Here is a 14836-nt window from a genome sequence, read left to right on the forward strand (position 1 = left end):
ATGAAAGAGTCTGTTTATAATAAATTAGAAACCTTAGTAGAGCGTTACGAAGAAGTACAAGCGCTGCTAAGCGACCCGTCGGTCATTAGTGATCAAAATCGTTTTCGTGGGCTTTCAAAAGAATACTCTGAGCTTGAAGAGATTGTAAAAACGTTTTTAACCTACAAAGAAACGCAAGACGATTTAGCCAGTGCAGAAGAAATGCTTAAAGATTCTGACCCTGAAATGCGTGAAATGGCGCAAGAAGAATACAAAGAAGCTAAAGCACAAATTTTGGTAATTGAAGATCAAATTCAAGTATTAATGTTGCCAAAAGATCCGCGCGATAACAACAACGTGTTTGTTGAAGTACGTGCAGGAACAGGCGGTGATGAAGCGGCTATTTTTGCTGGTGACTTATTTCGTATGTACAGCCGCTACGCAGAAACTAAAAAGTGGAAAGTAGAAGTTGTGAGCACCAATGAAGGTGAACACGGTGGTTACAAAGAAGTTATTGCGAATATTAGTGGTGAAGGCGTTTACGGGCAATTAAAGTTTGAATCTGGTGTACACCGCGTTCAACGTGTGCCAGAAACTGAGTCACAAGGGCGCGTTCATACCTCTGCGTGTACTGTTGCGGTAATGGCGGAAGTACCAGAAGCTGAAGCGATACAAATTAATACCGCAGATTTAAAAGTTGATACATTTCGTGCATCGGGCGCAGGTGGTCAGCACGTTAATAAAACAGATTCTGCTATTCGACTTACACATATACCTACCGGTGTTGTGGTTGAGTGTCAGGATCAGCGTTCACAGCATAAAAACCGGGCTAAAGCTATGTCGGTACTTGCAGCACGTTTGCAACAGGCTGAAGATGAAAAACGCCATGCGGCAGAAGCATCTGAGCGTCGTGATTTAGTAGGTAGTGGTGATCGTTCTGAACGTATTCGTACTTATAACTACCCACAAGGTCGTATTACCGATCACCGTATTAATTTAACACTTTATCGTTTGAATGAAGTGGTAGCAGGTGATTTAAGCTGCGTTATTGACCCACTAATGCAAGAGCATCAAGCTGACTTATTAGCGGCTATGGGCGACGAGTAGTCGTGAGCCACACTCTTGAACAAGCAATTGCTGCAGGCGCTAATTTATTAGCACCTAGCAGCGAAAGTGCTAAATTAGATGCACAAGTTTTACTTTTACATATTCTTCAAAAACCTCACAGTTACCTTTTTACTTGGCCAGAGCATGAGCTTAATGCTGAGCAACAACAGCAATTTGATAACTTTTGCCAAAGACGTTTAAACGGTGAGCCCGTTGCACATATTACGGGGCAGCGTGAGTTTTGGAGTTTATCGCTTGAAGTTAACGCAACAACCTTAATACCGCGACCAGATACCGAAACGTTAGTAGAACAAGCACTTGAAGTAGCGCTACCCGCTACAGCGAAGGTACTTGACTTAGGCACAGGTACTGGTGCAATTGCATTAGCACTGGGCAGTGAAATGCCTAACTGGCAAATTACGGCTGTAGATAGAGTAAGCGATGCTGTTGCACTTGCTACACGTAATCAGCAGCGACTGGCAATTAATAACGTGCGCGTTAAGCAAAGTAATTGGTTTAGCGAGTTGCACGGTGAAAAGTTTAACCTAATTGTCACCAATCCCCCTTATATTGAAAGCAGTGATATACACTTGAATCAGGGCGATGTGCGCTTTGAGCCTTTGTCGGCATTAGTGGCTGATGACTGCGGAATGTCTGATATTAAACAAATAATTACACAATCACGTGACTATTTGTTATCTAGTGGCTATCTTTTAATAGAACACGGTTTTGAGCAAGGTGAAGCTGTTCGTCATTTTTTTAAAAAAATGGCATTCGTTAATATTAAAACAGTGAAAGACCTTGGTAATAATGACCGTGTAACGTTTGCACAGTGGCCCTAAATAATAATAATTGCTTGCTAGTGCGTTACATAATGCCATGAAGGAATTTCGATTATGATGGGTGATTTTTTATTTTCAGATGAGCCAGAAGAGACAATCGATGAGATTGAACACGGTACCTGGAAAGTATTAATTGTTGATGACGAACCTGAAGTTCATGCCGTTACAAAACTAGCGTTGAGTGATTTTGAGTTTCAAAATAAACGCTTAGAATTTATCAGTGCTTATTCGGGTGCTGAAGCCAAAGAGCTTATAAAAGAGCATACCGATGCAGCGATTGTGCTACTTGATGTAGTAATGGAAACCGATGATGCCGGCCTACAAGTTGCTAGGTTTATTCGCGAAGAGGCTAAGAATAATCATATACGAATTATTTTAAGAACAGGGCAACCTGGACAGGCTCCTGAGCGTCAAGTAATTATTAATTACGATATTAACGATTATAAATCAAAAACAGAGCTTACTGCTCAAAAACTATTTACTGTTATTATGTCGAGTCTACGCTCGTACCGCGATATTATTTCGATAGAGCAGTCACGCGAAGGGCTTGAAAAAATAATTATAGCGTCTCGTGATATTTTTTCTGCGCATTCAATAGAGCATTTTATTGAAGGGGTTATGCAGCAGTTAACATCTTTACTTGGCGTTACTGATCGAGCAGTATATGCGAGCACTTTGGTTGCGCAGAACCCAGGAAGTGGAAATAATAAAAAATTAATTGTGTGTTCTGGCACTGGCGATTTCGAAAAAAGTGAAGGTAAAGAGCTTGATGCTGTGCTACAAATCGAGCAGTTAAGTGCATACCATCAGGCCCTTAATGAAAAAAGTATTATTTATAAAGAAAACTACTTATTTGCGTATTGCAGCAGCAAGTATAATCATAACTCAATACTGTTTATATCAGGGATCCCAAAAGATTTAACTGATATACAGCGACATTTAATTAAAATTTTCTCGCAAAATGTACAGCTTGCGTTTGAAAACGTACAACTTCAGTCTGAAATGAGACAACACAGTAAAACTTATTGATAAGTAGAGGCGGCTTTTAACCGTTTTCCTGATTAGATTTTTATAAAACAGAAGTACAGGGGCATATGGATTATTTAGCAGTAAAGCACTCACACATGGCAATTGCGATGTTAAGTGTGATTTTATTTTATGTTCGCGCATTTTCGCGAATGGGTAGTGGTAAATTAGCGAAAAATAAAGTGGTAATGATTGGCAGTCACAGCATAGATACGTTGTTGTTAGTGTCTGCACTTACACTTATATTTATGGCTAAAATAAACCCGTTTGAACAATATTGGCTATTAGAAAAAATAGTTTTAGTGATTATATATATTGGTATTGGGGCTAAAAGCGCCAGACAAACTAAAATGACTGCTAAAGTTGCTTTCGTTTTAGTTAACACTGCTGTTATTTTGGCTATAGGCTATTTGGCGACGTCTAAATCAGCTTTTTTGCTTTAAGTAATATCTAACTATTTGAGCTTTATAATTCTTTGTGAAGCTCAAATACGACTCCCTCTCAGAAAATATTCAAAAACATCTCTATATTGGTATATAGCTTTAAAGTTAGGTAAACTACGCTTTCGTTTTCTAAAATGTTGCAGTATTAATGACTACCCTCGGGTTTGACGAACACGATGAATCTTATCTTGATGATGCTTACGATGAATTTACACCTCCAGCGATTTATCGCTGTATTAAAGCAGAGTCAAAATGGGACCCTCAGATAGATTTAACACCATGTTATGAAATTTTAACTGACTTTGAACAGCAAATTTCAGCGCTGTGTTTAAAAGTGAGTGATGAGCACGATCGTCTCGAAAAATTATTAGATATGTTTTACAGCGATTGGCTATTTAGTGCCTCAGGCTTAAAAGTGCCTGAATATAAATTAAATACACTAAGCTATACGCTTTCTATGCGCAGTGGTTCACCTACAACACTGGCAGTTATACTTTGTCACTTTTTACAGCAAGCTAACTTTGACGCGAATCTTAGTCTTACACAAGGTGATGTTGGCGTACATGTGGCGATTAGTGATGAAGAAGGTTACATAATAGAGCCAAGTAGTGGACAACAAAGCTGGTATATCATCCCTGAAAATGCAGATGAAGATGATGGCCAAGAGCAAGAGCCACTCGAACTCATTTTTGATGATGAAGTATATAAGCTATTTTTAGCTCAGCAAAAATGGTCTTTCATTAGCGAAAATAAATTTGGTCACGCTTTGACCTGTGTAGAGATGCTAATGGAGCTAATAGGCGACGACCCGTATGAGAGACGCGACAGAGGTTACTTATTAAATCAGCTCGGTTGCCCTAAAATGGCACGTGATGATTTACAGTTTTTTGTAGATGAGTGTCCGGATGATCCTGCAATAGAGATAATTCAGCACCAAATTGAAGAACTAGAAGATAATAATAAAACGCACCATTAAGAATAGGAATAATTATGGTTGAAACTCAAAGTGCATTAATTACTAATGATGCCGTTGTGCTTGGTTTACTTGCTGTTATTTTGGGGTTTATTTTTAAAACTTCAAACAGTGAGCGTCCAGCTTTAAAACGATTTTACAAATACGTACCAGCTTTACTACTGTGTTACTTTTTACCCTCGTTATTAAATACTTTTGGTATTGTAGATGGTAATAAATCCAATGTTTACTATGTGGCTTCGCGCTATTTACTGCCTGCCTGTTTAATACTTCTTACAATAAGTATTGATTTAAAAGCCATTATTAACTTAGGCCCTAAAGCACTTATTATGTTTTTAGTGGGTACACTCGGGATTGTTATTGGCGGCCCATTAGCTATTTTAGTAGTGAGTGCATTTGATCCAAGTATTGTTGGCGGGCATGGACCTGATGCAGTATGGCGCGGTATGACAACCGTTGCGGGTAGCTGGATTGGCGGCGGTGCTAACCAAGCATCAATGAAAGAAATGTTTGAAGTTGGCGGTGATATATTTTCTGTAATGATTACAGTCGATGTAATAGTTGCTAATATTTGGATGGCTGTTTTATTGTTATTGGCAGCAAATCATAAAAAAATTGATGCTGCTACTGGCGCCGATACAAGCGCAATTGAAGATTTAAAAAAACGCGTTGAAGCCTATCACGCTGAACACGCGCGCATACCTACTCTTAACGATTACATGATGTTGCTTGCAATAGCATTTGGTATAACCGGTTTAGCGCATTTTTGCGCTGACTTTTTAGGCCCGTACTTTGGCACTACCTATGAGTGGGCAAAAGAATACAGCTTAAACAGTAAGTTCTTTTGGCTAATAGTTATATCAACAACGATAGGTATAGGCTTATCGTTTACTAAAGTAAGGCAAATAGAAGCGTTTGGCGCTTCTAAAGTAGCCTCTAGCTTTTTGTATATTTTAGTCGCATCAATTGGTTTGCACATGAACGTAACGGCTATTTTTAATAACCCAGGGTTATTTTTAGTTGGCGCAATTTGGATGTTAGTGCATGCAAGCATAATGTTAGTAGTAGCTAAACTTATTAAAGCACCGTTATTTTATATGGCCGTAGGCTCTCAGGCTAATGTAGGCGGCGCAGCGTCTGCACCTGTTGTAGCATCAGCGTTTCACCCGTCATTAGCACCTGTTGGTGTTCTGCTAGCTGTATTAGGTTACGGCGTGGGTACTTATATGGCTTATATTTGTGGATTAATGATGCAAGCAGTTGCACCTTAAGGAATTTAAATGAAAGACCAAATTATTAAAATTAATGAAATTGAACTGGCAAACAACAAACCATTTGTATTGTTTGGCGGTATTAACGTATTAGAATCTCGCGACTTAGCTATGCGTGTTGCAGAGCATTACGTAGAAGTGACGACTAAATTAAATATTCCTTATGTATTTAAAGCATCATTCGATAAAGCTAACCGTTCTTCAATCAATTCGTACCGTGGTCCTGGTATGGAAGAAGGGTTAAAAATATTCGAAGAGATTAAAAACACGTTTAATATTCCTCTTATTACTGACGTACACGAACCACATCAAGCAGCACCAGTGGCTGAAGTAGTTGATGTTATTCAGTTACCCGCCTTTTTAGCACGTCAAACAGATTTAGTTGTGGCGATGGCTAAAACGGGTGCAATTATTAACGTGAAAAAACCACAGTTTTTAGCGCCACACGAGATGCGCCATATCATTACTAAATTTAATGAAGCGGGTAATAACAACATCGCACTTTGTGAACGTGGTTCTAGCTTTGGTTACAATAATTTAGTGGTTGATATGCTGGGTATGGATGATATGAAAGCCATGGCGCCTGTAATTTTTGATGCAACGCATGCACTTCAACGCCCTGGTGGCCGAGCTGATTCTGCAGATGGTCGTCGTGCACAAGCTGCAGAGCTTGCTCGCAGTGGTATGGCTTTAGGCATAGCTGGTTTATTTATTGAAGCGCATCCTAACCCTAATGAAGCTAAATGTGATGGCCCATGTGCACTAGCGCTTAGCAAGTTAGAAGGTTACTTAACGCAAATGAAAGCGGTTGATGATTTAATTAAAAGCTTTGCACCACTTGATACAAGTGCAAGCGACTTATAACTCAGCATAATGTTTATTAAAAAGCGACTTAAGTCGCTTTTTTTATGCCTTTAATATACACAAACTTATATGATGTATATAATCTCACGCATAAGAAAAACTAATTCTAAGCTTGGTTATTATGTCAAGACGAGTACCTCCATTAAACGCATTAAAAGCTTTTGAAGCGGCTGCGCGTCATTTAAGTTTTACTAAGGCTGCAGAAGAGCTTTATGTAACGCAGGCGGCAGTGAGCCATCAAATAAAAACACTTGAAGAGCATTTAGGTTTGAAGTTGTTTTTACGTAAAAATCGCTCTTTACTATTAACTGAAGAAGGCCAAGGCTATTTTTTAGATATTAAAGAGATTTTCACTCAGCTTATTGATGCAACTGAAAAGCTATTAGCGCGTGGTGCTAAAGGCTCACTAACAGTAAGTTTAACGCCAAGCTTTGCTATTCAGTGGTTAGTGCCTCGTTTGAGTTTATTTAATGAGTTACATCCAGAAATAGACGTGCGAATAAAAGCGCAAGACCAAGATGAAAACTCACTGACTGATGACGTAGACGTTGCTATTTATTATGGCCGAGGCCATTGGAATGGTGTTCAGGCATATAAACTTCATACCGAATATTTAGTACCACTTTGCAGCCCTATGTTATTGAGCGGGCCAAAGCCGCTTGATCAACCTAGTGATTTAGCGCATCACACTTTATTGCACGACACTACACGTAAAAACTGGAAAACATGGATGAAAACCGCAGGTGTGCGTAATGTTCAAGTTAACCAAGGCCCTATATTTAGTCACTCATCAATGGTGTTACAAGCTGCTGTACACGGGCAAGGTGTAGCAATTGGTAATAGTGTTTTAGCAAAGCCTGATATAGATGCAGGGCGATTGGTTATTCCATTTAATCACAGCCTAGAAAGCAAAAATGCGTATTATTTAGTGCTACGTGAATCGCAAACAGAGCTTGGTAAAATAGTCTCGTTTAAAGAGTGGATGTTGAGCTTAGTAGAGCATGAGCAGGAATATGAGTATTAATAATGATTGAATGGTTTAAAAGCACGGCACGACCTGCAATTGCACAGTTTATATTTGCGCATGGGGCAGGCGCCGGTAGCGATTCTGACTTTATGCAACATATGGCAAAATTAATAAGCGAGCAAGGTGTTGATGTTGGTTTATTTGATTTTGAATATATGCAAATTGCTAAACAAACCAATAAACGCAGGCCTCCTGAACGAGCGCCAAAACTGCTTAATCATTATGAGCAAGTACTTACGCAAGTAGAGCCAAACTTACCCTTGTTTATAGGCGGTAAATCGATGGGTGGGCGCATGGCATCAATGCTCGCATGTACCACTGAGCAGCCCGTTAAAGGTGTTGTTGCATTTGGGTATCCATTTCATCCGCCGGGTAAGCCAGAAAAACTACGCACCGACCATTTTGCTGATATTATTTGTCCTTTTTTAGTATTACAGGGCGAGCGAGATACATTTGGTACACGTGAAGAACTACTTACTATGCAAATGCCAAAACAGCCTTTACTCACATGGCTGACTGATGGCGACCATTCATTAAAACCACGTAAAAAAAGTGGCGTAACTGAACTGCAAAATAGAGAAACAGCAGCATTAAGGGCTGTTGAATTTATTAAGCAACAAATTGAGAAGTGTTAAAATTCGATTAGGAGGTTAAATGATAAAATTATTTTTAATGGCCGGCAGTATTTTTTGTATGCTTTCGGTTATGTTAGGTGCATTTGCTGCCCATGGTTTAAAAAGCCGTTTATCGGAGTATTCATTAGGGGTTTTTAAAACAGCTGCTGAGTATCAAATGGTGCATGGACTTGCATTGATTGCGGTGGCTATTTTAATTAAATGGGGTATAAACCTAAGTTGGGCTGGTGGCTTTTTTATAACGGGCACACTACTTTTTAGTGGCAGTTTATATTTACTCGCTCTAACAGGAATGAAGTGGCTAGGGCCGATAACACCACTTGGTGGGTTGTGCTTTATTATTGGTTGGATTGTTATTTTAGTGCAAGTTGCACGATTTAAGTTTTAAAGAGTTTAAGGGTTAATATGTCTAGTGTTGTGATTTTTTGTCGTAGTGGTTTTGAAAACGATGCCGCTGCTGAAATAACGTTTCATGCTGCAGAGCAAGGTTTTGCAGGGTATGTAAAAGCAAAACCAAATACAGGTTATGTTGTTTACGAATGTTTTGAAGCGCATCACAGCGACGAAATAATCAAAAAGGTCGATTTTAAAAACATGGTGTTTGCACGCCAATGGTTTGCCGGTACATTACTCGAAAATATGCCAGTGGAAGACCGTGTAAGCGCAGTAGTCGAAGCTGCTAAAGACTATACATTATGCTCAGAGCTACGCGTAGAAACGCCAGATACAAATGAAGGCAAAGAGCTTTTAACGTTCTGTAAAAAAATCTCAACACCGCTTAAAAAAGCCCTCGAAAAACAAAATACTGTACTGCGCGAGCCAAAAGCAAACCGCCCAGTAATGCATGTTATGTTTTTAACAAACAATACGGCTTACGTTGGTTACTCGTATAGCTTTAATAATTCTCCATTTTTCATGGGTATTTTACGCCTTCGTATGCCAAGCGATGCACCTAGTCGTTCAACGTTAAAATTAGATGAAGCATTTAATGTATTTATTCCTGAGCAACAACGTGAATCACGCGTGGCTGCAGGTATGCGCAGTGTTGATTTAGGCGCATGCCCAGGTGGTTGGACTTATCAGCTTGTACGCCGTGGTATGTTTGTAAGCGCGATTGATAATGGCCCAATGAACGACGATTTAATGCAAACCGGGCAAGTTAAACACTTTAGAGTCGACGGTTTTAAATATCGCCCAGAAAAAAGAAATGTTACTTGGTTAGTGTGCGATATGGTAGAAAAACCAACCAAAGTGACTACGCTAATGATTGACTGGGCAGTAAATGCATACGCAAAAGAGTTTATATTTAACTTAAAGCTACCTATGAAAAAGCGCTTTGATAGTGTTTATGAATGCCTTTCGATGATCAGAAAAGAGCTTGAGAAACAAGGTATCAATTACGAGTTACAAGCTAAGCATCTATATCATGATCGTGAGGAAATAACCGTTCATTTAAACGTTACTAAGGTGCCACAAAATTTGTATAGCTAGCATTTTTATGTGGTAACAAAAATGGGTCGCTGGACCCATTTTTACTTTTAACTTCTGTATTTAGGCCTGTAATTATCAACCCATAAACGAGTTGCACCGCATACAGCTACAGGCATAACTATTAAGTTTATAAACGGGATTGCGGTTAGTAGCATTACGGCAAAACCAAACCCGTATGATAAACCTTGCTTAGATTTTAAATCGTCTTTCATCTGCTTAAAGCTAATTTTATGGTTATCAAACGCATAGTCTTCATACTGCACCGCGTACATCCAACAGGTAAACAAAACCCATAATATTTGGCCTATGACAGGTAAAACCCAAAGTAGTATGAAAAAGCCAATTGCGCGAGGCAGGTAATAACATAATTTTGTCCACTCACGGCCAAGCATTCTAGGCACATCTTTTAATAAATCGGCAAAGCCGTCATCATTAATTTTTTGACCCGTTAAATAAAGCTCAACTTTTTCGCTTAATAAAGCATTAAAGGGGGCTGCAATAAAATTAGTGATGACTGTAAAGAGCATACTATAGCTAAATAGCACGACTAATACTGCAATTGGCCACATTAGCCATTCAAGCCAGCTTAACCACTCTGGTAGCATGTTATTGATATAGCTAAAGCTATCACTTAACCATCCAAATAAGAAAAACAACGAACTACCAAATAGCAAAATATTAATTAAAAGCGGGATAAGTACAAAACGCTTTAACCCCTTTTGGCTAATTAATTTAAATCCTGAAAAAAAATATTCCATACCTTGTGTGATCTGCACTGTAACCTCAAAAAATATTCACCATTAGTGACAGTATAAATAGCTGAGTAATTTTAAACAGTATTTTTAGGTAACAAAGTGTTTAAGTTAAATAATAACAACGGCCAGTTTACTATTTTCTCCTCCCAGCTTAATAAGCGACAATTAGTTTGCAAGCTGTATATATTAACACTATGGCGTAATTAAACGCTAACTTAGCTTGATTTTTGGGCAGTGCAAAGCGTACTATAGCTGATCTAGCCACTCTAGGCTTAGGCATCGTTTTGATGCATTGTGGAGAAATTAGTAAAGTTGCCGCGTCAGTGCGTTGCAAAAATAAAGGGTATAAATAGTGATGTACAAAAATCAGGAAGTAATTTTACGATTGCGCGCTAATATTCCAGCGTTTGAATGCGTAAAAGGATGCCACGACTGCTGCGGGCCAGTAACAACATCTTCAGAGGAAATGTCGCGCTTACCGGTAAAAACAGATGCGGAGCATGAAGCGGCGTTAAACGAGTTCAATTGTGTGCATCTTGGCCCCAATGGCTGCACTGTATATGACGAGCGCCCATTAATTTGTCGCTTATTTGGTACTACGCCAAAAATGCCTTGCCCGAATGATCGTCGACCAGATGAGCCTGTTGACCCTAAAATTGAGCGCGAAGTACATCACTTTATAGCAAACACGCGTCAAGTATTAGTGTAAGTATCGTATTTATTAAAGTAATAGAGCGCTTATTAAGCGCTTTTTTTATGTGTGTTATACGCGTTGCTAATAATTTAGAAACTATCAATAAATTTACCCAAAATATTATCTTCGTTATTTTTACAAAAATACTATCAATACATATTAAATATATTGCGAGATTAATGATGCATTTGACTATTAATATACTTAGCCTTATGTATCTTGTTCTATCGCTGTACTTTCCATCTCTTTATTTATATTGCTATTTCTGTTTTCCTAACCCCTTCAAAATTGTTGTTTTATATTTGTTTATTATTAAAAATAGCTGTAAGCAAGGCTTTACTATTGTGTAAATTCACTATTAATAATTAGAGTACCGTTGGATTAGGTGGCTGAAAAGGGTAAAATATTTACAAGTTGGCAGTTAAGATATTTGTTATGGCATTTTCTAAACTCGAAATAAAGTAAGATCGAAAGATAATTTAACCTTTTGATTCGCGTCGCTTCATTTCGTATTTAGGGTGGGTGTTGTGGTATGTCGCTATGTCGGTAACTAAAAATCCATCAAGAGACGATAAATGAGCACTACTGGAGTAACAAAACAACATGAGGATGAGCATTCATCTACAATAAAGTATTTGGCTGGGGTTGATATACCGGTATTTTTAATCAGTGGTGGCATCCTTGTGCTATTTGCTGTGCTAGCACTTTATGATATTGATTTAATGTCGAGTTGGAGCAATACCGCCTTTGCTTTTTCTACTAAGACGTTTGGTGCCTTTTGGCAAATATTATTGCTTTCGACCTTTATAATTGGGTTGTTTTTAGCCTTTGGACGTACCGGAAAAGTGGTATTAGGTGGTTTAAAAAAGCCAGAGATTACCACCTTTAAGTGGATAAGCATTATTATGTGTACACTCCTTGCTGGTGGTGGGGTGTTTTGGGCTGCTGCTGAGCCCATGGCGCATTTTATTTCGCCGCCGCCAATTTTTGGTGGTGAGTCAGGCACTAAAGAGGCTGCATTTAATGCTTTAGCGCAAAGCTTTATGCATTGGGGGTTTTTAGCCTGGGCTATTTTAGGCAGCCTTACTGGCATAGTTTATATGCATTTACATTACGAAAAAGGTTTACCGCTTAAGCCGCGTACTTTGTTGTATCCGGTATTTGGCGATCGCGTAATGAAAGGCGCATTTGGTGCTATTGTCGATTCGTGTTGTGTTATAGCTGTAGTAGCAGGCACGGTAGGCCCTATTGGTTTTTTAGGGTTGCAAGTAAGTTTTGGTTTAGAAAAGCTATTTGGTATTCCAGATACTTACACCACTCAAGTGGCTATTTTATTTGGTTTAATTGCAATTTATACTCTATCTGCTGTAAGTGGCGTCACTAAAGGAATTCAATTACTCAGTCGCTTTAATGTAATTTTAGCCGTAGCGTTAATGCTGTTTATTTTGCTGATGGGGCCTACAGCTTTTATTTTTGATAGCTATATTCATTCGTTTGGGCTTTATATTAATAACTTTATTCCTATGGCCACTTTTCGTGCCGATACCGCCTGGTTAGACTGGTGGACGGTATTCTTTTGGGGCTGGTTTTTAGGTTATGGACCTTTAATGGCTATGTTTGTTGCACGAATTTCACGCGGCCGTACTATTCGCGAAATGATCACGCTTATCTCAATAATTGCTCCTGTTATTACTTGTTTTTGGTTTACGATAGTGGGTGGTTCTGGTATATTTTTTGAGTTAGCAAACCCGGGTGTTATTTCAGAACCCTTTGCGGGCTTAAATTTACCCGCTGCACTGTTGGCCATTACTGAGCAGCTGCCTATGGGCTTTGTTATATCGGTGTTGTTTTTAATTTTAACCACAATATTTGTAGCAACCACGGGTGACTCCATGACCTACTCTGTATCTATGGTAATGACGGGTAACGATCATCCGCAAACACCCGTTAGAGTGTTTTGGGGCATTATGATGGGGGTTATGGCAGCAATATTAATTTCGATAGGTTCAGGTGGTATTTCTGCACTGCAGTCGTTTATTGTAGTAACCGCCGTACCTGTATCATTTGTGTTGTTACCATCACTTTGGACTGCCCCACAAATTGCGAAAAAAATGGCTACTGAGCAAGGTTTATAAGCAATAGGTATTAAAGCTAAATAAAGGATTGATTGCCCAACGTGAGGTAATCAATCTTATTTATAGGTTAGCGCCCCCGGCATCGAGTCTAGAGTGGTCGGGGTTTTCTACCAAGACCCCACACCGAGATAATTTATTTTTAGCCAAATATCTTCGTCAATTCCGATCCCATGATTAACTGAGTGATTTTTGTTTTTTTCAATTTTTTCAGCGCTAATCATATAACTGTTATCACTTTGAAGTGAGGTAGTTAAATCGACCCTTGAACTACAAATAATGGTTAACGCTTGCTTGTTATCAGTGGTTATTAAGTTGGTTACACCGCTGCTATAGCTAGGGTAACGTCTACCTAAAACGCCCGCATAAAGTAATGCTAATACGACTAATCTGTATGTTCTTTTTATTATTTAGTGCACTTAATAGCGATAAGCCTAGTCCTAGAAGCAAAATAGGGGCGGGTATAAAAGCAGGATAAATCAATACTAAAATTGGCGTAGCAATAACCCCTAAGCCAAAACCAAGTAAACTTTGCAGTGCAGCAGCACCAGCAATAAGGGTTAAAGCAAGGATTAAAATTAAAGGCTCGGTGAGCATAATCACACAGCAAATAGGCATAACGATTAAGTTTATAAATGGTATAGCGGTTAATAACATAACAGCAAAACCAAATCCGTACGATACACCTTGCTTAGCTTTTAAATCGTCTTTCATCTGCTTAAAGTCAATTTTATGGTTATCAAACGCATAGTCTTCGTATTGCACCGCACACATCCAACACGTAAATAAACCCCATAATACTTGACCAATGACCGGTAAAACCCAAAGTAATATAAAAAAGCAAATAGTGCATAGAGGGTAGTAGCACAGCTTTGTTCACTCACGGGCAAGCATTCCAGGTACATCTTTAACTAATTCAGAAAAGCCGTCATCGCTAATTTTTTGGCCCGTTAAATAAAGCTCAACTTTTTCGCTTAATAAAGCATTGAATGGGGCTGTAATACCAACCTGCATAAATCTTTGATCAATTTAACGAATCAAATTGCACTACAACGTCGTTAAAAGTTTTTTATTTAGAATAACTTGATACAAAAATTTTTGCCTAGTTCTAGCGTAATTTTCTTAACGTTAAATAGACCCCCTATATAAGCAGATTGGTATAATAAAATTAGTGATTATAGTAAATAGCATGCTGCAGCCAAATAATACGACGCAAAACTGCGATTGGCCACATTAACTACTCTAGCCAGCTTAACCACTCGGGTAGTATGTTATTTATGTAGCTAAAACAGTCGTTTAACCAGAAAAATAAAAAAACGAGCTATCAAATAGTAAAATATTAATTAAAAGCGGGATAAGCACAAAACGCTTTAACCCTTTTTGGCTAATTAATTTAAATCCTGAAAAAATATTCCATACCTTGCGTGATCTGCACTGTAACTTCAAAAATATTTTCCATTAGTGACAGTTATAAATAGCTGAGTAATTTTAAACAGTATTTTTAGGTAACAAAGTGTTAGCTTTAATGTTGCTATTTTGGTTATATGGTAACTACAGATGTTTAGTAATATGCAATTATGATTGATCAAAATAGGTC

Annotated in this window: 13 protein-coding genes and 2 pseudogenes; 13 read left to right on the forward strand and 2 right to left on the reverse strand. The window is 38.5% G+C overall.

Annotation, left to right across the window (positions count from 1 at the left end; genetic code table 11):
* The 11 genes and pseudogenes from prfA (at position 1) to rlmM (ending at position 9658) form a co-directional block, all read left to right on the forward strand.
* Complete coding sequence (gene prfA / locus I6F49_RS12875; protein WP_007583962.1) at positions 1 to 1086, forward strand: peptide chain release factor 1; 1086 nt, start codon at positions 1 to 3, stop codon at positions 1084 to 1086.
* A 2-nt stretch (positions 1087 to 1088) separates the two neighbouring features.
* Positions 1089 to 1928 carry a peptide chain release factor N(5)-glutamine methyltransferase gene (gene prmC / locus I6F49_RS12880; protein WP_197180840.1) on the forward strand — a complete coding sequence of 280 codons (840 nt, stop codon included), beginning with the start codon at positions 1089 to 1091 and terminating at the stop codon, positions 1926 to 1928.
* A 54-nt stretch (positions 1929 to 1982) separates the two neighbouring features.
* Positions 1983 to 2933, forward strand: a pseudogene (locus I6F49_RS12885) (DUF3369 domain-containing protein); the annotation flags it as partial.
* An 89-nt stretch (positions 2934 to 3022) separates the two neighbouring features.
* Positions 3023 to 3397, forward strand: coding sequence for a SirB2 family protein (locus I6F49_RS12890; RefSeq protein WP_197180842.1), 375 nt, complete (start codon positions 3023 to 3025; stop codon positions 3395 to 3397).
* A 148-nt stretch (positions 3398 to 3545) separates the two neighbouring features.
* Positions 3546 to 4373, forward strand: a complete 828-nt coding sequence (locus I6F49_RS12895; protein ID WP_197180844.1) for a tetratricopeptide repeat protein — start codon at positions 3546 to 3548, stop codon at positions 4371 to 4373.
* 14 nt (positions 4374 to 4387) lie between these two features.
* Entirely contained in the window at positions 4388 to 5641 is a 1254-nt protein-coding gene (locus I6F49_RS12900) for a DUF819 family protein (protein ID WP_197180846.1), read from the forward strand.
* A gap of 9 nt (positions 5642 to 5650) precedes the next feature.
* Positions 5651 to 6505, forward strand: a complete 855-nt coding sequence (kdsA, locus tag I6F49_RS12905) for a 3-deoxy-8-phosphooctulonate synthase (protein WP_166419122.1) — start codon at positions 5651 to 5653, stop codon at positions 6503 to 6505.
* Positions 6506 to 6626: 121 nt separating this feature from the next.
* Positions 6627 to 7529, forward strand: a complete 903-nt coding sequence (locus I6F49_RS12910) for a transcriptional regulator GcvA (RefSeq protein WP_166419121.1) — start codon at positions 6627 to 6629, stop codon at positions 7527 to 7529.
* A 2-nt stretch (positions 7530 to 7531) separates the two neighbouring features.
* On the forward strand, positions 7532 to 8167 hold the full coding sequence (locus I6F49_RS12915; RefSeq protein ID WP_197180848.1) for an alpha/beta family hydrolase: 636 nt from the start codon (positions 7532 to 7534) through the stop codon (positions 8165 to 8167).
* Between the two features lie 19 nt (positions 8168 to 8186).
* Entirely contained in the window at positions 8187 to 8555 is a 369-nt protein-coding gene (locus tag I6F49_RS12920; protein WP_166419119.1) for a DUF423 domain-containing protein, read from the forward strand.
* 17 nt (positions 8556 to 8572) lie between these two features.
* The gene (rlmM, locus tag I6F49_RS12925; protein ID WP_197180850.1) at positions 8573 to 9658 is read left to right on the forward strand and encodes a 23S rRNA (cytidine(2498)-2'-O)-methyltransferase RlmM; all 1086 of its coding nucleotides are present in this window, start codon (positions 8573 to 8575) and stop codon (positions 9656 to 9658) included.
* Positions 9659 to 9705: 47 nt separating this feature from the next.
* Here rlmM and cysZ (I6F49_RS12930) read toward each other — a convergent pair whose 3' ends face one another.
* On the reverse strand, positions 9706 to 10416 hold the full coding sequence (gene cysZ / locus I6F49_RS12930) for a sulfate transporter CysZ (RefSeq protein ID WP_197180877.1): 711 nt from the start codon (positions 10414 to 10416) through the stop codon (positions 9706 to 9708).
* 352 nt (positions 10417 to 10768) lie between these two features.
* Here cysZ (I6F49_RS12930) and I6F49_RS12935 point away from each other — a divergent pair, with 352 nt between their 5' ends.
* Entirely contained in the window at positions 10769 to 11122 is a 354-nt protein-coding gene (locus tag I6F49_RS12935) for a YkgJ family cysteine cluster protein (RefSeq protein ID WP_165728894.1), read from the forward strand.
* 560 nt (positions 11123 to 11682) lie between these two features.
* Entirely contained in the window at positions 11683 to 13242 is a 1560-nt protein-coding gene (locus I6F49_RS12940; protein ID WP_197180852.1) for a BCCT family transporter, read from the forward strand.
* 606 nt (positions 13243 to 13848) lie between these two features.
* Here I6F49_RS12940 and cysZ (I6F49_RS12945) read toward each other — a convergent pair.
* A pseudogene (cysZ, locus tag I6F49_RS12945) lies at positions 13849 to 14241 on the reverse strand (sulfate transporter CysZ); the annotation flags it as partial.
* Between the last annotated feature and the right edge of the window lie 595 nt (positions 14242 to 14836).

Origin of the sequence: Pseudoalteromonas sp. SWN166 (assembly GCF_015864485.1) — a bacterium.
In the GTDB taxonomy this organism is placed as follows: Bacteria; Pseudomonadota; Gammaproteobacteria; order Enterobacterales; family Alteromonadaceae; genus Pseudoalteromonas.